The following is a 21,557-nucleotide window of genomic DNA, read 5'->3' on the forward strand; positions in this document are numbered from 1 at the left end:
AATAAATTATCCTTGCTTAATGGACAAAAAAGGACCAAATACCTTGGCCCTTTAGAAAATGCTTTATAATTGTTAAAATGCTCTTTACTCAGCTGTTCAGAATTTAAACTTTTGAGGAAACTGTTTGATGATTCCCTCCGATAAGACATCCGCAATTTTCATAAGGTGGATTTCCCCTTCATCAAACGCACGGACATCTCCGTTCCAATCCTTTTTAAGTCTTGCTGTGACACTATCTGTAACCATTTTTAAATGCGCATGCAGCAACTGCCTCAACGTATTCTTATCCCAATTTGGATTGGCACCGCTAAGGAACGTGGCCATATCATCTGCATTTTTGAACCAAGCCGTATTATATTTTTTCAAATCTGCCTGGTTATTGGCTTTGGCAGCTTCGAGGACCTTTCCGGCAAGCAGAATATGTTCTCGTAACATTTTGGCAAGCTTATTACCTGCCGCTTCCCCATAAAAAGGCTTAATCGCATTCCCAATTTCGTCCTGATTTCTCAAAAGTCTTGTAAGGATCACTTGCTTGTCAGGAAGATTTGCTTCAGTGCTAACAATATAACGACTCGTCCAAATCAAATGCTCCATCCAAAGTCTTCTTAAGTTAAACTTAAACTGGTGGGCAGATTCACTCATGGTCTGTTGCTGATTCGGCGGTGGCGGCGGGGCGGCCTGAACACTAATTGCAGGTAAAATTAAGACCATAGATAAGAGCAATACGGTAAATTTCTTGGTTAATTTTTTCAAATGGGAAATCTCCTTTTTTGTTAAGTTTTTTCAAAAGGATTTTTCCCCAAAAATGAAATTTTATTTATCTCCAATAAATGTCATAATAAGTTTAATAAGATTGTCCTTTGGAGGGAAATAATTGCCTTATTTAGAAAAGAACCATGACCCAAGAAGGAACGCCGCAATCCTTGCCGAATTTACCAGCCAATTTGATTTAACAAAGGTAATTCAAGAAGCCGAGCAATATTTTAATCCAACCCGATTGCGTGAAACCTCTCATCGTGGAAAGAATGTAAAGCATTCTACAGGATCTCTTTCGCAAAAACTAGCTGGAATATTTTTTCGCCTTTTATCCACCAAGTCAACTACTGTTTCTCGAGGAAAGGTTATAGTAGATAAGGCTGAAGGCGTTATACCCGATTGGAAAGATCTGTTGGACAATGAGTTCGTTCATCTAGAAAATAATATAAAGAAAGTAGTTAATGTAGTGGATTATGGGGCTGTTGGCGATGGAAAAACGGATAACACCCTTGCATTTAAAAAAGCGATTGGCAACGGAAACGTGAAGGTCATTGTACCGGCTGGCGTCTTTATCACAAAGGGAATCCAACTCCCTTCCTTTACTCTGCTAGTCGGGGCAGGCAAAGGTGTGACGACCATTAAACTTCATGATACAGCCAAAAAAGGCACAAGGCTGATTACAAACGCTGATCATTGGAAGGGTAATCACCATCTTTTCGTTGGGGCACTTAGTTTGGACTGGAATGTGGAAAGGCTTGGCAATGTGGCTAAAACAAGCGCTTGGGGGAACCACTCAAGCTGTTTAACGTATGCAAATGTTACCTATGGCTGGGTTAGGGACATTGAAGCGATGAATCCAGGCCTGCATTGCTTTGATATTTCATCGACTTTGTACAATTATGCTGGCGACGGTTTTCGAGCCCGCGGCGGAAGCAAGTATGTCTGGCTCGATAACTTAAACGGCTATGGCTTCGGTGATGATGGTATCACCACTCATCATAGTGAGTATATTTTCATCTCACGCTGCCACATGTGTGATCCGAGCGGCCGGGCCCACAAAAAGGGTTTTTCCAACTCCAACGGGATTGAAGTCGATGATGGTTCGAGAAATGTCGTATTAGTTAATAATTCTTCATCTAGATGTTTTGGCGGTGTAGAAATTAAAGCTCACGAAAATTCGTCAGCAGCTTCCAATGTCCATATTGTCGGACATATTTCCGTCAATGATAATCGCTCGTTTAATTTCCGGCATATTGGACATCACAAAAGTTCTGATGCTGAATCAAAAACGGCCTATAATATTTGTGCAGCGAATCTCGTAGCGATCGCGCCAATTTTTACTGAGTTATATAAAGGCTCAACACCGCGTGGGATGGTGATCTCCGCTTATAAAAATGTCGTGATTAACCATTTTACTTTGATTGGTGATCCAACTTATGACTACAAAGGCCACCCAGTTATTGCTGTGCAGTATCGGGCCAGAAATATCCTATTAAAGCATATTAAGGTCAAGAATTTTAAACATGCCGGAAGCGATATTAAAGTATTCGGTGGTGAAAATCGTGCGGATTCTATCCAAATTTGTAATGTGGCGAGCCAAGATTCTGCACCTAAAGTAATTGAGATTGGACCAGGTATCGAAGATGTTACAATTGAAAATCCAAAAAGCGTCCACAACTATTTGTGACGCTTTTCTCCTTTTTCAATCGTCATTTCATCGACCAGTTTTTCGGCTGCCTTGCGATATAAATTACTCATATGAACAAGGGAAGAAATCATTAAAACTTGCTCAAGATCCTGCGATTTTCCTTGATTGGCCTCTATTATTTCTTTTTCAACTTCCTTTCCCCTTTCCTCAATGTCTACTTTGAAATCATCAACATTTTTGCGGGTTAAATTCAGATAACTGGTATAAAAAGAATCAAGTTCAATTTCCTCATTGATAATTTTTTGATTGATTCCAGCAAGGGTTGCTTTAATATCATTGATTGATAGTGCCCCTTTTAGTTGGTATATCAAACTCATCAAAATGAGATGTTCTTTTGAATATTTCTTATTATGGATTGGAAAAATGAGTTTTCCTTTCGCGTAGTTGTTGATCATCGTTTTGGTAAGGACCTTGTCGTCTGCATTTCGCTTTGTCCCCGAGAATTTATTTTCAAATAACTGGATTACCTGATCCATATATAAATCGATCTGTGGTATTTCCTCTAAGGTTAAACTTGCTTCTAGGCCGAGCTGTTCAATAATTTGATTGAAATTCTTCAATTTAAAAACCCCGTTCATTTGCTTTATATTTTTTATTATACCTAAACGAATATACATTGACTAGATGAGAGTATATAAGTATTATTATAAGTAGTTATTGAAACTACATGTTGTAACAGGAGGCATTACAAATGAACAATTACATTCGCGAACCTATTAATGGACTGACTCATTTAGCGGGTGCCATATTAGCCTTTGCCGGGCTCCTTGCGATGGTTATTAAAGCGGCTGCAACTACCAGTTCACCGACTGCCATTACTGCGGTCATTATTTTCGGCGTTAGTATGATTCTGCTTTACTCGGCATCAGCCACTTATCACATGGTAATTGCGCGCGATAAAGTCATAGCCTTTTTACGCCGGCTCGATCATTCGATGATTTTCATTTTAATTGCTGGTACGTATACTCCTTTTTGTTTTATTAGCCTGAACGGAAAAATAGGGGCAATTCTATTTTCTATTATTGCAGGTATTGCCATAAGCGGGGTTGTTTTTAAAATGGTCTGGTTTAATTGCCCGCGCTGGATTTCTACCTCTTTGTATTTAGCGATGGGCTGGATGATTGTGTTTGTATTCTCGCCGCTTATGGGAAGCTTAAACCCCAATGGTTTATTTTTGCTCATCCTCGGGGGAATTTTTTATACCATTGGCGGAGTGATCTACGGTGCGAAACCTAAATTCTTGGAGTCAAAATACATGGGCTTCCATGAAATTTTTCATATTTTCATTTTGCTTGGAAGTCTATCACACTTTTTAAGCGTGTTCCTATACGTTATTTAAATATTTGAGACTTCAAAACGCCCTCGACGGATGGCGTTTTTTGTTTTTGAAATAAACTTTTTAAATGTGGCACAAAATAACTTTAATAATGCACCACACACAATAGAGGTGTTCTTAGTTGGTAAGATTAATTTTTCAAATAGTTGTGATTGGACTTTGTTCAATACTTTTTGGATTTGCCTTTAACACGTTTCTTATTCCCCATCAACTGACCTCAGGCGGCGTGACAGGCATCGCTTTTTTTATTCACCATTTTTTAAACATCAATACTGGCTGGATTATTTTGCTGATCAATATCCCGCTATTTTTCTTAGGATTAAAATACTTAGGAAAAAAGTTTATTTTGCTGACAGGCTTTGCAGTTTTTGTTTTATCATTCAGTATGAAGTTCATACCTATTCATGCTATTAGCAATGATATTCTTCTTTCCTGCATTATTGGGGGAGCACTTTATGGAATAGCCGTTGGTCTGATTATTCGGATTGGGGGTTCAACTGGTGGTACGGATATTGTTAGTCTTACGCTTGCGAAGAAAAAGAACTTGCAGGTGGGCTTTTTAAATATTTGTATGAACCTTTTAGTCGTGGGGATTTCTGGATTGATTTTTGGATGGGGTATCACACTTTATACGATTATTGCTATTTATGTGTCAGGCCGGGCAGTTGATATGGTTTACACCAATCAAAATAAATTAACGGTAACGATTGTGACGGATAAATATGAAGAATTGACGGATGCACTCATCCAATTGCATGCCCGTGGCGTGACGGTAACGGACGCAGAAGGAGCGTACACCCACAAGCCCAAGAAGGTGCTGACCACAGTGATTACCAAATACGAATTAAATGAGACTAAACATGCGATTAGAAAGGTGGATGCGAAGGCGTTCGTAAATATCATGCAAACGATGGAAGTAATGGGGCGTTTTCGGAGGGATTGATGGGGTGGGATGGGATGATGCCCTTTTAGGTAATTTTTTGGTTGCAGGGATAATCTCCTTGTTATGGTTACTGTTGGGATGTTTTTTAACCTTTTTCGGGCATCATTGGGGGCCTTTGGGTACGGCGACTCGTTTTTTTTACCTTCTCGGGCATCATTGGGGGCCTTTGGTTACCGTTAACTCGTTTTTTTTACCTTCTCGGGCATCATTCGAGGCCATTGGTTACCGTTGACTCGTTTTTTTACCTTCTCGGGCATCATTGGGGCCTTTGGGTACCGACGACTCGTTTTTTTTACCTTCTCGGGCATCATTCGAGGCCATTGGTTACCGTTGACTCGTTTTTTTAACCTTCTCGGGCATCATTGGGGGCCTTTGGGTACCGTTAACTCGTTTTTTTTACCTTCTCAGGCATCATACCTGGCCCTTGGCTACTGCTGAGCCAATTTTCTAACCTCGACAGCATCAGAAAATCGAGTCCCTTTCTCTTTCTTCAATCCCCCTCAGCTAATCTTCCAAGTTCCTCCATTAATACTCTAGCGTGATTATAGACCGGGTCCTTCGCTCCATATAGGAGCGTGACTGGGCCTCGGGCTGCCATTTCAAAGATTTGCCGGATATATTCCTGCTTTTGTCCATCTGTGCGAAGTTCCTCAAGGTATCTGTTTCGGAATTCTTCAAAAAGCTCAGGCTTATGACAAAACCATTTCCGTAACTCGTTGCTTGGAGCCAAATCTTTAAACCAATTCGACAGCTTTGCCGTATCTTTAGAAATCCCCCTCGGCCAAAGTCGGTCAATCAAAATCCTAAATCCATCCATTTCCTCAACAGGCTCATAGACCCTTTTCATCAAGATCTTATCCATACTTCACCTCCAATTAGTGTAAGGCACCCATAAACCAAATGTACGCTTCGTATGGACAAACTTCGTAGTTTGTCCACGAATGGTGTCAGGCACCAATATTAATACACCATTATCAAACCACCAATATTAATCTTCGTCCTTTACGTCGATGCTTTCTGGGATGGGTTCGTTTAGGATTTCTTCGATTAGTTGTTTGTATTTTTCCATTTGTTTTAGGTGGGTGTTGAATTGTTCTTTGTAGATCAGGTATCCTTCCCCATCAAAGAGGGCGCGGATTTTCTTTTGCTGAATGAGGCTTTTGACGGTTGCCTCTGGAACTGATAAATATTCTGCCGTCTCTTTTATTGTAAGGTACAATTTGATTACTCCTCTTTTAGAAAATTGATTTGGTTAACTACCCTTCCGGCTCTTCCCTTTGTTGTTTCCGCTTGTGATAAAGAATTAAGAATGGCTTCCTCTGTTGCTTCCGCCGCGGCAGTAAAAAGCTGATTCATGATAGGATGGTCTTCACGAAGTTGGCTGCGAGTTTCAATCCTCTCCTCAGAATAGTGAGCCATTTTGTGCGCCGTCGAAAAAGCAATGAGAATATCACCGCTGCCATGACTAAAATGACTGCCAGTTCGACCAAGGCCAATGCCGCAGCGTTTCGCTAACCGCTGTAATTGCCGGTCACTTAACGGGGCATCGGTGGCCAGAACGATGATAATCGAACCATCGGATGTCTCTGACAAGCCTTCCACCTCTGAATAACGAAACGCTCGTAATTCTTCCTTTTTCCCAAAATTGCTAAGAACTAAACATCCGACCGTATAGTCTTCAACGATTCGGGAGGACGAGCCTATCCCGCCTTTATAACCAAAGCAAACCATGCCTTTTCCTGCTCCAACCGCCCCTTCTACAGCCTGATGGTCTGATGCATTCTTAATTGCTTCAACTGCATGCTCTGGTTTTACAGGAAATAGACGAATTGAATTCAAATAACTATCATTACATTCCCCAACGACTACATTAATCGTGCCAGTCGTTTCGCCAATTTCCTGGTTCTCATCGAGCATGTATTGCAGCACTCCCTGTGTGACAGCTGGAACCGCGAAGGTATTTGTTAACATAATCGGCGATTCAAGCACACCTAATTCATTTAACTGCACAAGACCCGTTGTTTTTCCAAATCCGTTAATCACATACCTCGCCGCAATTACTTTTTCTTTAAACAAATTGCCTTTATGAGGAAGAATCGCTGTTACTCCTGTACAGGCATACTCCTCTCCTGACTCATCAAGCGGATAGTCCAGTGTGACATGGCCAACCAACACATCTGCCACATCGGTTAGACAGTTTTTCCTTCCCGTTGGCAGGTTTCCGACAATGATACCTTTTTCTCTAATCTTCATCGAAGAATCCCTGGCCGATGGTCGAGAAAGTTTTGATAAGCAAAGCCGCGAACAACATCTTCACTGTAGTATTTTAATAATTCATTAATAAGATTCTGGCTTTTCGAGGCATCCTCTAGGCTTGTAATAAAAGTTGAAATCCCATCAAAATCCGAGCCGAATCCGATTTGATTGACACCGCCCAATGAGCAAAAATGATCAATATGTCTCACAAGGTCTGAAATTGTTACTTCACCTGATTCCTTAACAAAAGGGGGATAAAAAACAACATGAATCAAGCCGCCCTTGGCAAACATCGCCTTCGCCTGTTCATCTGTTAAATTGCGCAAATGGTTGCAAAGTGCTCGTGCATTCGAGTGGCTTGCTATCGGATACTTGGCTAATTCAATGACTTCCCAAATGCCCATGTCACTCAAATGAGAAACATCAGTCAGGATTTGATGCTCATTATTAAACTCGACAATCTCTTTTCCGAGCACTGTCAGCCCCGCGCCGCGCGGTTCTCCGGCTCCATCTGCAGCGAGATTTGCTTGGTTCCATGTTAAACCAACCGACCGAACCCCGAGTTGATAAAGAATATGGAGTTTCGCTAAATCGTTGCCAATCGGATCTACACCTTCAAGCGTTAACATCGCGCCAATTTGACCAATTTTCAAGCGATCAAAATCAGACCATTCTTTGATATGGACCATGTCCGGATTTTTCCCGAGTACTTCCTTGTAAAAATAATCAATTTGCTCGAGAGCCACTTGAAATTTCTGATCACCCTTGATTTCAGGTTCAATAAATATCGCGAAGCATTGAACTTTGATTTGTCCTTGCTGTAATCGTGTTTTATTTGTATGTAATTCCGGAGCATCCGCGAACCGTAGTTTCCCTTGCGTTTCTTGAAGTTTCATCAGGGCATCACAATGCAGGTCAATGATATTCATTCAGCATACACTCCTTTTTATTAGGCTGTGTTAAACTGGTCTGTTGATTTCCGTTCCAGGCACTTTGCTTTCCGCGGGCGTGCCGGNNCCTGCGGGGTCTCCCCTGCCCCGTACTCCCGCAGGAGTCTTCGTGCCTTCCTCTCCAATCAACAGAGTGTCAATATCAACATAACCTTTAACACAGCCATTTATTAAAAATTTTATCACAACAAAAGGGGCTAGGTTGGTAAAAACCTAGCCCGACAAAAATTTAATATATTAGTTAGTTTGATTCTGCCATCTTTTTAATGCTAGGCAGTTTTTTTCCTCTCCTACAATTATGGACCAAAATGAAAAAAACTCACCGACTGGCGAGCCTGAAACAAATTTTAATATTTTCTTAGAAACACGGCCTCCTTCTCCATCAATTGATTGCGAATGCATTCATGACAAAAAGAGAGGATTTTTTCTATCTCCTGCGTTGTATTTGCCAGGACCCTGAGGGCAAACCCTGGCACAGCCAGCATCGTGAGGCCAATTCGCGCTTCTAAAACCGATTCAAAATAGTTATGGAGTTCTTCTAAAAAAAGCTGGTTTACCCGATCATCAATAACAATCATCGACCCAAAATGGGTATATCCCTCCATCAAACCAATCCCCTTGATATCCCTATCTGGTTGAAGTTTTACATGATCAAATACTATTAATCTCTCATCTCGGTATACTTCCATTTTGGCTTGCAATAAACCATATTGAAATAATGTGCCATCTGGGGCCCAGCCTGGAGTAAATATTTCTGAACAAATAAGAGAGGACCCGCTCTCCATTCGAACTACAGTCCGTTGTTTATAGCATCCATACTGGTAAGCGATAACGGGATCGGGCAGATATTCAAAAACACTGCCTCTTTTTAAATGGATCGTCATCTCTTGAACAGCCGGCTGGACTTGAGTTTTATAGATTTTGGTGGATGACTGCGTCGTGATAATCGCATGGGCTTCTTCTTCCAAACAAATATTAATTTTATAGGAGTCCCCCTCCACATAACCGCCGCCAGGATTCATAATATAAAAACAGGCTTCACCGCTATTTGTTAGGTAAACGGGTCTAGTAATTTTAAAAGCACCCTCAGTATAGGAATCTTTTAAAATTGTTTTCTTCCCCTTTCGCGAAGCGGTTAGTCGCAAGTATCCTGTCCAGTTTTCCACCTACCCTAACCCTACCAGTAATGCATTTGATTTGAGCCAATCAATAACCGCGTTCACTCCGACATCCTCTTTTAAGTTCGTAAAAATATAGGGTTTCTTGCCTCTGGCCGCCTTTGTATCTGCTTCCATGACTTCCAGGCTTGCTCCAACATATGGGGCTAAATCAATCTTGTTGATAATAAACAGGTCCGATTTAATCATCCCTTGACCGCCTTTACGTGGAATTTTTTCCCCTTGGGCGACATCGATAATATAAATAGAAAAGTCCACAAGTTCAGGACTAAAGGTAGCAGCTAAGTTATCGCCGCCGCTCTCGACAAAAATCAGCGCGAGGTCCGGATGTTTCTCTTTTAATTCATCAATCGCAGCAAAATTCATGGATGCATCTTCCCGAATCGCTGTATGGGGGCATCCTCCGGTCTCCACACCAATAATTCGTTCCTCTGGGAGCACACTGTTTTTAATTAAAAACTGTGCATCTTCCTTTGTGTAGATGTCATTGGTTACAACTGCCATTTTATATTCTTGATGGAGGTACCTCGTTAATCGCTCTACTAGCAGCGTCTTCCCTGCTCCAACTGGTCCACCCACACCTATACGAATTGGTTCCATCGTCTCTCCTTCTTTCATGGTTATTTAGGACATAAACAATCGGGTATGTAGTCTTTCGTGGCGCATTTGTGCAATTTCAAGGCCAGGAGCGACAACTCCAAAATCATCAACATCGATACGGTCAATTTCTTCTGTTGTTTTCAATAAAAAAGGCTGCAGTTCTAATAGAATACGCTGACCAGCCGTCTGCCCAAGCGGTATTCCGCGCACGCCATTCTGAATAAGAGTCACCATACTTGAATAAAGGAAAGTCAAGATCCCCTGGCTTTTCTCAATACCTAAGTAGTGACAGATGATCGAAAAAGCAATTCCAGGGTGGCCAAACGCCTCCTTGGCTCGGATTTTCTTAAGATACACTTCTAATAATGGAATGGAATATAAATCAATCCCCATTCGAATCAATCGTTCCCCTATCCGCCGGTTTGCCTCCCGTGTTTCTTTGGGGATATTCTGTATGAACAGTTTCTGATCAAGCAACCAGAGCTCTTCCATATCATTTTGAAGTAAGGTTTCATACGTTATGCGGCAGGCAAGTCCATCCGTATAGGCCAATTGTTTTTCTAAGTAAATGCGAATCCATGCAAAAAAGGTCTCCTTACTATAGACGGTTTCTTCCTGGATATACGTCTCCAATCCAAATGAATGGGAAAATGCGCCTGAAGGAAAATTCGAATCGCCAATTTGCAGTAAAGCCAAAAGTTGATTATCCATGCGAGTGTCCGATATGGCGGAAAGCCTTTTTAACCTTTCTCTCTTCTCTTGAGTACGGAACACCCAATTGGTCGAGCAGTTCCTGAACGAGATAATCATATTGGACGAGCATAACCTCACCTTCAAATTGCGCTGGTAAATGGCGGTTGCCCAACTGATGAGCAATTTCCCCCATTTGCTTTAAACTTGTCGGCTGAATCACAATCAAGTCGTCGCTGGTGACACTGATGACAATCATATTTCGGTCATCCATGAATAATATATCGCCATCAATCAAGTCTTTTGGTTCCTTTAAACGAATCCCAACCTCTTTTCCATGGTCCGTTGTCACCCGCTGAATTCGCTTCACTAAGTCATCACTCGCCAGATATACTCTTTCGATATGGCGTCCAGTCGTTGAGATTTCCTCCACATTGCCAATTACTTTTTCAATAATCATTCTCTCACTCCTAAAATAAGAAATAGCGCTGGGCCATCGGCAATACGTCTGCTGGCTCACAGGTCACAAGGTTACCATCGACGATGACTTCATAGGTTTGTGGATCGACTTCAATGGTTGGCATTTCCGCATTGTGCTTCATATCCTTTTTTGATAGCTGGCGGATTCCCTGTACCGGTTTGATTTGTTTTTTTAGTCCCAACTTTTCAGGCACCCCAAGTTCAATCGCTGCTTTTGACATGAAAGTAACTGATGTGGTGTACTTGGCTTTACCGAAAGAAGCAAACATGGGCCGATACAGAACAGGCTGCGGAGTAGGAATGGAGGCATTGGGATCTCCCATCAAACTATGCGCAATCATGCCGCCTTTGATGACGATCTCAGGTTTAACGCCAAAAAATGCCGGATCCCAAATGACGAGATCTGCCAATTTCCCCACCTCCACCGACCCCACTTCCTCTGCAATCCCGTGTGTTATCGCTGGATTAATTGTATATTTGGCAATGTATCGCTTAGCACGGAAGTTGTCGCAGGCTCCCTTGTCTTCCGGTAGCTTGCCGCGCTGCTTCCGCATTTTATCAGCTGTTTGCCAGGTACGAGTGATCACTTCGCCTACTCGGCCCATCGCCTGGGAATCGGAACTAATCATGCTGAATACGCCTAAATCGTGGAGAATGTCTTCTGCTGCAATCGTTTCTTTTCTGATGCGCGAATCAGCAAAAGCAATATCTTCAGGCACCTCGGGGTCTAAGTGATGACAAACCATTAGCATATCTAAATGCTCATCTAAGGTATTTTTGGTGTAGGGTCGTGTTGGATTGGTGGATGACGGAAGGATATACGGGAAACTCGCGACCTTAATAATATCAGGAGCATGACCGCCGCCTGCCCCTTCCGTATGGTATGTATGGATGACCCGGCCATTAATTGCTGCCAGAGTATCCTCGACAAACCCGCCTTCATTTAAGGTATCGGTATGAATGGCAACTTGTATATCATACTGGTCCGCGACTCTGAGGCAGTGGTCAATAGCTGAGGCGGTCGTCCCCCAATCTTCATGCAATTTAAGACCAATCACACCCGCATTGATCTGTTCAATTAACGGATCCTCAGCAGACGAATTACCCTTCCCTAAGAATCCCAGGTTCATAGGGAACTCTTCCGCCGCCTCCAGCATCCGGTGAATATTCCATTCACCCGGTGTACAAGTGGTTGCATTTGTTCCCGTTGCAGGACCCGTGCCGCCGCCAATCATGGTGGTTATCCCTGATGACAGAGCTGTTTCGATTTGCTGCGGACTAATAAAATGGATATGGGCATCAATCCCGCCGGCTGTTACAATCATCCCTTCTCCGGCAATGACCTCTGTCGCAGCCCCGATGATGAGATCTACGCCTTCCATTAAGAGAGGATTGCCACTTTTTCCAATTCCAGTGATTCTGCCATCTCGAATCCCAATATCGGCTTTATAGATCCCGCTATAATCCAAAATAATGGCGTTGGTAATGACGGTATCCAGTGCTCCTTGTGCTCGTGTCACAAGCGGGTGCTGCCCCATCCCATCACGGATTACTTTTCCACCTCCAAATTTCACTTCATCCCCATAAACGGTAAAATCCTTTTCTATTTCAATAAATAAATCGGTGTCCGCAAGCCGGATGGCGTCGCCTGCTGTAGGACCAAACATGTCTGCATATTGTTTTCTCGACATTCGAAAGCTCATAACGGGTTCTTCCTTCCTTGGTCCAATGGGCCATCCGTTTTATTATTCAAGCCATAAACTTCACGCTGACCAGCGAAGGGGACGAGATCTATTTCTTTCGCATCGCCAGGTTCAAAGCGGACAGCCGTGCCAGCAGGGATATTTAGATGTTTGCCAAATGCTTGGTCTCGGTCAAACTTGAGCGCACTATTTACTTCATAAAAATGAAAATGGGAGCCGATTTGAATCGGCCGGTCACCCTGATTGAGGACCATGACCGTAACAGCTGTTCTCCCTTTGTTACAGATAATCGGATCTTGTCTTAATCGATATTCTCCTGGAATCATTTCTTTTCCTCCCCAACCAAACCACTCTAAATCTAGCGAATCGGTTCATGTACAGTGACAAGCTTGGTTCCATCTGGAAACGTTGCCTCTACCTGAATATCGTGAATCATCTCTGCGATCCCATCCAACACATCCTCACTTGATAATATGTTTGCCCCCTCACTCATCAGTTCTGCCACCGATTTTCCATCTCTAGCCCCTTCGATAATTTCGTAGGTGATCAGGGCAACCGCCTCAGGATAGTTTAATTTTAAGCCTCGGTCTTTGCGGCGCCTTGCCAGGTCTGCAGCAACAACAATCATTAATTTTTCCTGTTCACGCTGAGTTAATTTCATCGCTTTCCTCCCCCAGTAAATCATAAAGTGTGCAGGCAATAATCTTCGCAGCATCAATCAAATCTTCGATGCGGATATGTTCATCGGCCCGGTGCCCGTTGGCCTCTTCTAACACTTTAGGTCCAACACCAAACATGATCGTTGGGATCCCTTTTTCATAAAAATGACGGGCATCTGCATAAATCGGTACTCCGTTAATGGCTAATTCACCCTTGCCCTTCATAATGGACTGCCAATTCGAAGACAGAGCTGAAATCAGTGGGGAATCTTCCGGAACAGGTCCGAAACTTTCCGCATGGAGAATTTTCCGAATCTCAATTTTTATTCCCGGGACCGTCTTTACAGCTTCTTCCACCACACCTCTAAATTCCGCTTCCGCTTGTGCGCCGTCTTCGCCAGGAATCAATCTTCGGTCGACTCTAATCGTACATTCATCAGGGACAACATTCGTGTTAATGCCTCCCGAAATGAGACCAACAACTAAGGTAGGATGGTCAATACCGGGTACAGTAGATTTTTTCGCAGCGAGAGTCTTTCGGTATTCATATAAACGCTTCAAAATCTCAGTCGTCGCCTCAAGCGCATCAATTCCTGTATGAGGCAAAGCAGCATGGGCAGACTTTCCAACTATTTTTACTTCAAAATGCAAACAGCCATTGTGGGCATTCACCGCTGAATAGGTAAAGCCCGCGGCGATCGCTTGGTCTGGTTTAATATCCCCTTGGTCAAGCAGCCTTTTCGGACCTAATTCGCCGCCCGTCTCTTCATCAAAAGTAAAGGCAAGGTTGACTTCCCCGTGCAGCTGCTGACTGATTTTTGCCTGTTTCAAGGCCAAAACAGCATAGGAATAGGCCGCAATATCTGATTTGGAGACAGCCACACCCCGGCCATACATCTTACCGTTAATAATCTCCCCTCCATAGGGGTCAACACTCCAGCCCAACCCTGGCGGCACAACATCACCATGTGCATTTAAGGCTATATTTGTTCCCTCTCCATTTCCAAACTTCGTGCGGCTGAGAACATTGGCCAGACTGATCATTCCATCCGCCTTCACTGCCTCTTCCTCCACATCTATAAGGGAAACATCCTCAAATCCGAGTTCTTGAAGCTGATGATATAAAAAGGCCGCAATTGGATAACAGTCGCCTGCAGGATTATCCGAAGGAACTTGCACGATCTTTTGTAGAAAATCAATCATTTCTACTTGGTGTTCCTCCACCCATTGGACTAACCGTTCCTTATCCTGATTCATCAAATTCCTCCCCTCTACTAAAGACAAACACCAAACTTCCCTTTACTCACCCCTAATTGGTCATCATAAATGACTTTCCCTCGTAAAATTGTTTTCTTCACTTTGAGTAAAAACTCCTTATCCTCATAGGGTGAATAAGCATTTCTAAAGGCCAATGACTGTTTATCAACAATCGTTGATTCATCCAAACGGATCAACACTAAGTCCGCATCGGAGCCGGGCCGAATCCTCCCTTTTCGTTCAGCAATTCCAAACCTCTCTGCCACATTCGACGTCCCTAATGGCAAAATTTGTTTGAGGCTGATTTTCCGTTTAAGGGCTTCATCAAGCAGTGAAAGCCATGTAAATTGAACGCCCTGAATTCCTCCCCACGCATCCCAAATGGAATCCGTTGCTTTCATCGAATAAAGACATGGCGAATGATCGGACCCTATTGTGTCAATCCACCCTCTTTCAAGGCATTCCCAAAGTCCCTCTACTTCTTCACGCGGTCTTAATGGCGGCGCACATTTAAGGATGGCACCACTTTTTAGAAAATCCTCCTCATCAAAAATTAAATAATGCGGGCAGGTTTCAACGGTGACGTCTATTCCGCTTCTTTTGGCCTGCTCGATCAGTCCGATTACTTTCGCCGAACTAATATGCACAAAATGAAGGGCGGTTCCATATTTGGCAGCAAGTTCTAGCGCATAATTAACGGCTTTTTCTTCCGCTGATACCGGTCTGCTCGCGAGAAAGGCCCTTCGTTCATTCATTCCCACTCTTTGTTTATAAAAATCTGTCAACTTATGAATCTCCTCATTCCATTCTGCATGGAGGGCGAGGATTTTGTTATGTTCTTTTGCTGCTTGCATGGCTTGTTTCAACCCATCCGGAGATATGAATGGGAAATCTTCAATCCCGCTCTCACTCATAAATGCCTTCCAAGCAATAATCCCCGCACTCATTTGAGAGAGCTCTTTTCGGTCAGTGATGTTCGTTTCTGTTAATCCCCCCCACAGTGCATAATCAACATATGACTTAGAAGTTAAGTAGTCCTTTTTATCTTGTAAATTCTTACTATTAATGATGGAGGGGGCACAATTTAACGGCATATCAAAAATCGTCGTAGTACCACCGATTGCTGCAGCATGGCTGCCTGTCTCGATCCCTTCCCAATCCGTTCTTCCCGGATCATTGAAATGGACATGGGCATCAATAAAGCCAGAAACAACTAGACAGCCGCCTGCATCGATCACCGTATCCGCTTCCTCTTTCAATGGTTCTGCTTCACTTTTTACAAAAGAATCAATCTGCCCATTAACCACTCGAATGTTTACCTCTCGAAAGCCCTCCTCGATAAAAACAAGCCCATTCTTCACCCAAATTTCTCTCATCTTAGGCCCCCTTAACTCCCTCGATACGTACTGTAGCCGCCAGGTGATATCAGCAATGGAACATGATAGTGGGATTCGGGATCAGAAATGCCAAAGCGAACGGGAACGCAATCTAGGAATGAAGGGTCTCCGAGTAAGGTACCGCGACTACGGAAATAATCTTCCACATGAAAACGAAGTTCATAGATTCCTCTTTTCATATTTTTCCCTTCGAGGAGAGGTTGGTTAACCCGCCCATCCTCATTTGTGTTGCATGTCAAAATGAATTGAAATCGGTTATCTGAATCAACTTGCCATAACTCCACTACCACTCCATTTGCTGGCTTACCAATACTTAAATCCAGAACGTGAGTAGTTAACTTTCCTGTCATTTCGGTAGATCCCCTGGATTTTCTAAATCATCACGTGTCATTGAGAAACATTGAAACCCGTATGGAGGACGAGGTTCGGTAAATACCTTTCCATCTTGTGAGGCTGGAATTTCATCTAAAACGGTTTCCCACGTCCGATTGTTGGATTCAAAGCGAACCTCAACTAACTGTGGAAAACGCTCTAATACACGAAGGCCAATGCGATAGATAAGATTTTGTATGGAGGGAGAATTTTCTTCATGAAAAACCGTATAAGCAATATCCCTTACCTGCTCAGCGGCGACATATCCATTTGCTTTAGTGCCCTTCGCTTCTTCAAAATCGTTATACCGCCACCCAATATTCAAAAAGATAAACAGTGGTCGATCAAAGGATTCTGGAAGTGTTGTATATTCATCTTGCACAAATCCATAAAAGGAACTGCCGCGTACCTTTAAAAGCTTAAGACCCTTTAAACTGCTGAGATGGTCAGTTGTGATAATTCCTTCTCCAGAGCGTTTCACTTCCACTTGCGCCAAAGACTGCTCATTTAATGAATAGCGGAATACTAATGGACTCGGCTCAAAACTATCCTTCGTCGGCACTGGAAGTTCGTCAAATGGGATTTGTTCACTTGAAATATCGACTGCACTCATATGTGAATACGTTTCAAGGAAACGACGGGCGACAAATTCTAGGAACCCTTCTTGGGTGGAACCTTTATAATCGCCAGCATGTTTTAGAATAAAATTTTTCATCGAATCAGTTGCGACCACTAATGAATTATCGCCATCTTTAAATGATGATAAGAAAGCATCACCCTCAACTGCCACCTTCACGTTCATTCCAAACAAAATATTGCTTCGGCCCGTAAAGGCTGATTCAGGAATCGGACGGACGGCTGTAAGCGGGGCTGCGTAAGTACGATAAACCCAAACATCTGCTTTTCCATAACGCATCGTTCTTTGCATAGCATCATCCCCTTTATTCAATAAGATCAGTTAAGCGGAAACCAACAATTTTATAGACCTCGTTTAAGGCTGTCAGGAATTCTTGCTCATAGGCATTAGCAACACGTACTTTCATTGCTGCAAGGATGGTATCCTTGTTTTGGCCCTTCACCGCCATGATAAACGGAAAGCCAAATTGTTCAACATACCTTTGATTTAGTGACATAAACTCCCTATGTTCATCCTTAGTTAACCGGTCTAGCCCGACGCCTGCTTGCTCCTTTTGTGAAACCTCTGAAATGATCAATTTAGTCCCGAGATCCGGATGTGCCCGTAGCAGTGCCAATTGCACAGCTTCTTCTGCATTTTTTACAACCGTCACCATTCTTTGTAAAAGTTCCTCACGAGAATTGCAGGGCAGACTTTCCCATGCCACCCTTGCCACCCATGGAGAGTGCTCAAACACCCATCCTACTCCACTCACAAACTCTTCTTTGTTCATTTGATTTACGGCGTCGATTGAAAGCCGCGGCTTGTTATTCACTACTCGTGCTCACCCCCTTCAGAATTTCATAGTCCTGACAGACTGCGATGACCCCGTTATCGTTCAAAGGTAATCGCCTTTTGCTTCCTCTTACTCCGTTGCTTTTGTATTAGTTCAGCAACGATACTGATAGCAATCTCCTCCGCCCCCTCTGCTCCAATAGAAAGACCGGCAGGACTGTTAATTTCCTGAGGGATTGTCAGTCCCTCAAGAAGACGTTGTGTTCTTATCCTTGGTCCAAGAACGCCTAAATACATTAAGTCCTTCCCTTTTAAATGATCCAATATCTCCTGATCCTTTTGAAATTGATGCGTAAGGACCAAGACTGAATCAGAACGAGTCAAATGAAGCAGTGGAATCGTCTCATGAGGATTTCCAACTAGCCATCCATCCGCATCTGGAAAGTAATCTACATTACACAAAGCAGAACGCCAATCGGAAACAATTACTGAAAATCCTGTCTGCGAGGCCACTTTTACCAATGGCACGGCATCAGCGCCAGCACCAAAAACAACTAGTCGAGGTTTCGGTTCAAACGAATGAATATAAACATTTGATGATAGTTCCGCAAAATATCTGATCCCGCTTTTCGGAAAGTTTTGATGAATTTCGTTTAATAGACTTTTAGCCTCATTTAGTACCCTTCCATGCCATTTTCCAAAATAATGTTGATCATCTGACAAAAATAAATAGTCAGAAACCGAATTTTCCTCGGTCATTTTTTTAATCATCGTGACTCGATGGCCATTGTCCAAATGGAACTTTAGCTTATAAAGGTGGTCACGTAGAAAGGCATCGACAGGTTCAAGAAGCACATGGATGACCCCGTTACAGCCTGCACCCTGGCCCCACGATAAATCGTCCTCCTCCCGCATATCATAAATGACAGATTTTACTTTCCCTTCATCCCTTGCTTCTTGAGCGCGATAGGATAAGTCTGTTTCTAAACAACCAGCACTTAACATACCAACCTTTGTCCCGTCACTTCGTAACAACATGGATGTACCTTCTTTACGATAGGCGGATCCTTTTACATGAATGATGGTTGCTAAACAATCGCCTTCATGATAAGAATCAGAAAATAAGGCGTTTAAGATTTCATGAATCCCTTCCATCTTGGCCCCCTATTCTTTCCTAGTTTCTAACACTATATATATTGATAGACCTCCCAAAATACACCCATGTTCTTTTTCAATTTTCTACTGACCAGGTAGTTTTAAGTAGATTGCCGAACATAAAGAACAAAGTCCATGTCATCTTTTTTCACCATAATATCCAAAAGGGGATCTAGTATCTACACTGATGTTATAAAATCTCACATGGAAATTTTATGGTTTGTGCATCACATTATTTAAAAATCATGTCAGAAATCCTTTCAACAATGGAGCATTTGTGAGCACCATAGTGAATAATGTATGTTAAGTAAATTCACTCATTTCACAGTTAACATTTTAGTACTCGCAACTTCCTCCTAATCTCCCGGTAATGCATCACATGTGGAAGTAATTTAATAGACCAATTGAAAAATAGAATGGAGTGTTAGTATGACGGATACTCTCTTTATGGAAAAGGCGATTGAGCTCGCCTTAAATAATGTATTGACGAAACAAGGGGGTCCATTCGGGGCGGTCGTCGTCAAGGATGGAAAGATTGTTGGTGTGGGCCGAAATCAAGTGACTGGGACAAATGACCCTACTGCCCATGCAGAAGTACAAGCGATTCGAGATGCCTGCCGTAATTTAAATGACTTTCAGTTGAACGACTGTGAGATTTATACCAGCTGTGAGCCTTGTCCGATGTGTATCGGTGCCATATACTGGGCTAGGCCTAAGGCTGTTTATTATGCCTGCACGAAACAAGAGGCAGCAAAGATTGGATTTGATGATCAATTTATTTATGAACAGCTATCCCTGCCCGTCGAAAATCGAAAAATACCGATGATAAAAATCTTTCCAACAGATGGAGACTTACCTTTTAGAACATGGGAGAATGCACAAGATAAAGTGGAATATTAATTTGACAAAAAGGATGTTGTCCTATGGAGAGAAAACAATTAATTAAACGAATCTCTGTATCCTCCAAAAGAGAGCCAGCTGATACTGTTATTAAAAACGGAAAAATTATTGACGTTTTTACAGGGGAGATTATTGAAGGGGACCTTGCGATCGTGGATGGATATTTTGCTGGAATCGGTGAATATGAGGGAAAAAAGATGATTGATGCGAAGGGGCTATATATTTCCCCTGCTTTTATCGATGGTCATGTACACATTGAATCCTCAATGATCACGCCAAAGGAGTTTGCAAAGGTTCTCCTTCCGCACGGGGTGACTACAGTTGTTGCCGACCCCCATGAAATTGCCAACGTATTAGGAACGGACGGAATACAGTACATGCTTGATTCCTCGGAACATCTACCGTTTGACTTTTTCTTTATGCTTCCTTCCTGTGTTCCAGCAACCGAATTTGAAACTTCCGGTGCTACTCTCAATGCCGCGGACCTTAAACCGTTTTATCTCGAGCCGCGCGTACTAGGACTAGCTGAAGTCATGAATTTCCCGGCAGTCTTAAAGGCAGAACAGGAAATGCTTGAAAAAATCTTACAAGCTAAACAATTCGGTAAAAAAATTGACGGCCATGCGGCAGGCTTATCAGCCAATGATATTAATGTTTATATGGCTGCTGGGATTCGAACCGATCATGAAAGTACAACAGCCGCGGAAGCAAAAGAACGTCTCCAAAGAGGAATGTATTTAATGATTCGCGAAGGGACAGTGGCTAAGGACTTGCAACAATTGATAACAATCGTCAATGAGCGTAATGCCAGAAGATGCTTATTTGTCACCGATGATAAACATTTAGACGATCTTGTTCATGATGGAAGCATCGATTACAACGTGAGACTTGCTATCGCCACAGGCCTCTCACCTATTACCGCCTTTCAAATGGCCACCATCAATGCAGCCGAATGCTTTGGACTCGAAAATAAAGGAGCGATTGCCCCCGGATACAAAGCTGATTTCTTCCTGTTTGATGACATGAATAAAATTAATATTAGAACTGTTTTTAAAGATGGGAAGGCTGTTGTCAATAATGGTCAACTGACTATGGATTTAAACACCCAAACTTTCGTTGAAACAGAGCGATTGAGAAATTCAGTTCGTTACCATGAGCTAACAGAAAAGCATTTCCATATTCCTTTAAGAACGAACAAAGCAAATATCATTGAAATTATTCCAAATAGTCTAGTAACTCGTCATCTGATTGAAAAGGTTGAAAAGAATGATGGCGGGTTCTTTCAAACTTCTATAACCAATGACCAATTAAAGCTAGCCGTAATTGAACGCCATCACCTAAAAAATCAAATCGGTTTAGGTATTGTTAAAGGATTGGGGCTAAAATCCGGTGCCATTGCCACAACCATCGCCCATGATTCTCATAATCTTATTATTGCAGGAACGACAGATGATGATATGGTAATGGCCACAAAGGCGATCAAAGAAATGCAAGGCGGTCTGGTCGTTGTCAACCAAGGAGAGGTCATTGCTTCATTGGAACTATCCATTGCGGGTTTAATGTCCGATCGGCCATATCAAGAGGTGTATTCTGGTCTTAAAGAAATCAATCTTGCTCTTCAAAAACTGGGAGCAAATCATCACTTTAACCCGTTTCTAACCTTATCTTTTTTAGCACTCCCGGTCATACCAGAATTAAAACTTACAGATAAGGGGTTGTTTCTAGTCAGTAAATTTAAACATATCGATCTTGATGCAAATGAAGTGTAAAAAAAACATCCTCTTGCCATTTGGGCTGAGAGGATGT

At 42.6% G+C, this 21,557-nt stretch carries 24 protein-coding genes; 5 read left to right on the top strand and 19 right to left on the bottom strand.

What is annotated here, in order from left to right:
* Positions 1-96: 96 nt before the first annotated feature.
* Positions 97-753, bottom strand: a complete 657-nt coding sequence (locus COJ96_RS21270) for a glycosyltransferase (protein ID WP_098575792.1) — start codon at positions 751-753, stop codon at positions 97-99.
* Between the two features lie 121 nt (positions 754-874).
* Between COJ96_RS21270 and COJ96_RS21275 the strand changes: the two genes are divergently transcribed.
* Positions 875-2,443, top strand: a complete 1,569-nt coding sequence (locus COJ96_RS21275; protein WP_098575793.1) for a glycosyl hydrolase family 28-related protein — start codon at positions 875-877, stop codon at positions 2,441-2,443.
* Here COJ96_RS21275 and COJ96_RS21280 read toward each other — a convergent pair.
* The gene (locus tag COJ96_RS21280) at positions 2,434-3,024 is read right to left on the bottom strand and encodes a DUF1836 domain-containing protein (RefSeq protein WP_098575794.1); all 591 of its coding nucleotides are present in this window, start codon (positions 3,022-3,024) and stop codon (positions 2,434-2,436) included. The two genes, COJ96_RS21275 and COJ96_RS21280, sit on opposite strands and share 10 nt — an antisense overlap.
* Positions 3,025-3,155: 131 nt before the next feature.
* Between COJ96_RS21280 and trhA the strand changes: the two genes are divergently transcribed.
* Both trhA and COJ96_RS21290 read left to right on the top strand, forming a co-directional pair.
* Positions 3,156-3,803, top strand: coding sequence for a PAQR family membrane homeostasis protein TrhA (gene trhA, locus COJ96_RS21285; RefSeq protein ID WP_098575795.1), 648 nt, complete (start codon positions 3,156-3,158; stop codon positions 3,801-3,803).
* Between the two features lie 118 nt (positions 3,804-3,921).
* Positions 3,922-4,743 (top strand): YitT family protein, encoded by an 822-nt coding sequence (locus COJ96_RS21290; protein ID WP_257148582.1) that lies wholly within the window; start codon positions 3,922-3,924, stop codon positions 4,741-4,743.
* Between the two features lie 490 nt (positions 4,744-5,233).
* Here the strand turns inward: COJ96_RS21290 and COJ96_RS21300 are convergent, their stop codons facing one another.
* From COJ96_RS21300 to COJ96_RS21380, 17 genes are all read right to left on the bottom strand, one after another.
* Positions 5,234-5,605: a DUF488 domain-containing protein gene (locus COJ96_RS21300; RefSeq protein WP_098575797.1), complete on the bottom strand. Its 372-nt coding sequence runs from the start codon at positions 5,603-5,605 to the stop codon at positions 5,234-5,236.
* A gap of 126 nt (positions 5,606-5,731) precedes the next feature.
* The gene (locus tag COJ96_RS21305; protein ID WP_098575798.1) at positions 5,732-5,962 is read right to left on the bottom strand and encodes an excisionase family DNA-binding protein; all 231 of its coding nucleotides are present in this window, start codon (positions 5,960-5,962) and stop codon (positions 5,732-5,734) included.
* A gap of 5 nt (positions 5,963-5,967) precedes the next feature.
* Positions 5,968-6,996, bottom strand: coding sequence for a DmpA family aminopeptidase (locus COJ96_RS21310; RefSeq protein ID WP_098575799.1), 1,029 nt, complete (start codon positions 6,994-6,996; stop codon positions 5,968-5,970).
* Positions 6,993-7,928: a dipeptidase gene (locus COJ96_RS21315; protein ID WP_098575800.1), complete on the bottom strand. Its 936-nt coding sequence runs from the start codon at positions 7,926-7,928 to the stop codon at positions 6,993-6,995. The genes COJ96_RS21310 and COJ96_RS21315 overlap by 4 nt, the downstream gene beginning before the upstream one ends.
* 368 nt (positions 7,929-8,296) lie before the next feature.
* Positions 8,297-9,115, bottom strand: coding sequence for an urease accessory protein UreD (locus COJ96_RS21320; protein ID WP_098575801.1), 819 nt, complete (start codon positions 9,113-9,115; stop codon positions 8,297-8,299).
* A complete protein-coding gene (gene ureG, locus COJ96_RS21325) occupies positions 9,116-9,727 on the bottom strand; it encodes an urease accessory protein UreG (RefSeq protein ID WP_098575802.1) in 612 nt (203 codons plus the stop codon).
* 24 nt (positions 9,728-9,751) lie between these two features.
* Positions 9,752-10,438, bottom strand: a complete 687-nt coding sequence (locus COJ96_RS21330) for an urease accessory protein UreF (protein ID WP_098575803.1) — start codon at positions 10,436-10,438, stop codon at positions 9,752-9,754.
* The gene (gene ureE, locus COJ96_RS21335) at positions 10,431-10,877 is read right to left on the bottom strand and encodes an urease accessory protein UreE (RefSeq protein ID WP_098575804.1); all 447 of its coding nucleotides are present in this window, start codon (positions 10,875-10,877) and stop codon (positions 10,431-10,433) included. The genes COJ96_RS21330 and ureE overlap by 8 nt, the downstream gene beginning before the upstream one ends.
* A 10-nt stretch (positions 10,878-10,887) precedes the next feature.
* Positions 10,888-12,600, bottom strand: coding sequence for an urease subunit alpha (gene ureC, locus COJ96_RS21340; protein ID WP_098575805.1), 1,713 nt, complete (start codon positions 12,598-12,600; stop codon positions 10,888-10,890).
* Complete coding sequence (locus COJ96_RS21345) at positions 12,597-12,926, bottom strand: urease subunit beta (RefSeq protein ID WP_098575806.1); 330 nt, start codon at positions 12,924-12,926, stop codon at positions 12,597-12,599. Before COJ96_RS21345 ends, ureC begins: the two co-directional genes overlap by 4 nt.
* 32 nt (positions 12,927-12,958) lie before the next feature.
* On the bottom strand, positions 12,959-13,261 hold the full coding sequence (locus COJ96_RS21350; protein WP_098575807.1) for an urease subunit gamma: 303 nt from the start codon (positions 13,259-13,261) through the stop codon (positions 12,959-12,961).
* On the bottom strand, positions 13,242-14,516 hold the full coding sequence (locus COJ96_RS21355; protein WP_098575808.1) for an ArgE/DapE family deacylase: 1,275 nt from the start codon (positions 14,514-14,516) through the stop codon (positions 13,242-13,244). The genes COJ96_RS21350 and COJ96_RS21355 overlap by 20 nt, the downstream gene beginning before the upstream one ends.
* A 17-nt stretch (positions 14,517-14,533) precedes the next feature.
* The gene (allB, locus tag COJ96_RS21360; protein WP_098575809.1) at positions 14,534-15,892 is read right to left on the bottom strand and encodes an allantoinase AllB; all 1,359 of its coding nucleotides are present in this window, start codon (positions 15,890-15,892) and stop codon (positions 14,534-14,536) included.
* An 11-nt stretch (positions 15,893-15,903) separates the two neighbouring features.
* Positions 15,904-16,263, bottom strand: a complete 360-nt coding sequence (gene uraH / locus COJ96_RS21365; protein ID WP_098575810.1) for a hydroxyisourate hydrolase — start codon at positions 16,261-16,263, stop codon at positions 15,904-15,906.
* Positions 16,260-17,213, bottom strand: coding sequence for a factor-independent urate hydroxylase (gene pucL, locus COJ96_RS21370; protein WP_098575811.1), 954 nt, complete (start codon positions 17,211-17,213; stop codon positions 16,260-16,262). Before pucL ends, uraH begins: the two co-directional genes overlap by 4 nt.
* A gap of 13 nt (positions 17,214-17,226) precedes the next feature.
* Positions 17,227-17,736 carry a 2-oxo-4-hydroxy-4-carboxy-5-ureidoimidazoline decarboxylase gene (gene uraD / locus COJ96_RS29360; protein ID WP_257148583.1) on the bottom strand — a complete coding sequence of 170 codons (510 nt, stop codon included), beginning with the start codon at positions 17,734-17,736 and terminating at the stop codon, positions 17,227-17,229.
* Positions 17,737-17,792: 56 nt separating this feature from the next.
* On the bottom strand, positions 17,793-18,851 hold the full coding sequence (locus COJ96_RS21380) for an XdhC family protein (RefSeq protein ID WP_098575812.1): 1,059 nt from the start codon (positions 18,849-18,851) through the stop codon (positions 17,793-17,795).
* A gap of 429 nt (positions 18,852-19,280) precedes the next feature.
* On the opposite strand from COJ96_RS21380, the gene COJ96_RS21385 reads away from it, so the two are divergent.
* Both COJ96_RS21385 and ade read left to right on the top strand, forming a co-directional pair.
* The gene (locus tag COJ96_RS21385; protein ID WP_098575813.1) at positions 19,281-19,751 is read left to right on the top strand and encodes a nucleoside deaminase; all 471 of its coding nucleotides are present in this window, start codon (positions 19,281-19,283) and stop codon (positions 19,749-19,751) included.
* A gap of 23 nt (positions 19,752-19,774) precedes the next feature.
* On the top strand, positions 19,775-21,520 hold the full coding sequence (gene ade, locus COJ96_RS21390) for an adenine deaminase (protein ID WP_098575814.1): 1,746 nt from the start codon (positions 19,775-19,777) through the stop codon (positions 21,518-21,520).
* Positions 21,521-21,557 lie beyond the last annotated feature (37 nt).

The organism is Bacillus sp. AFS073361, assembly GCF_002567005.1.
Classification (GTDB): domain Bacteria; phylum Bacillota; class Bacilli; order Bacillales; family Cytobacillaceae; genus Neobacillus.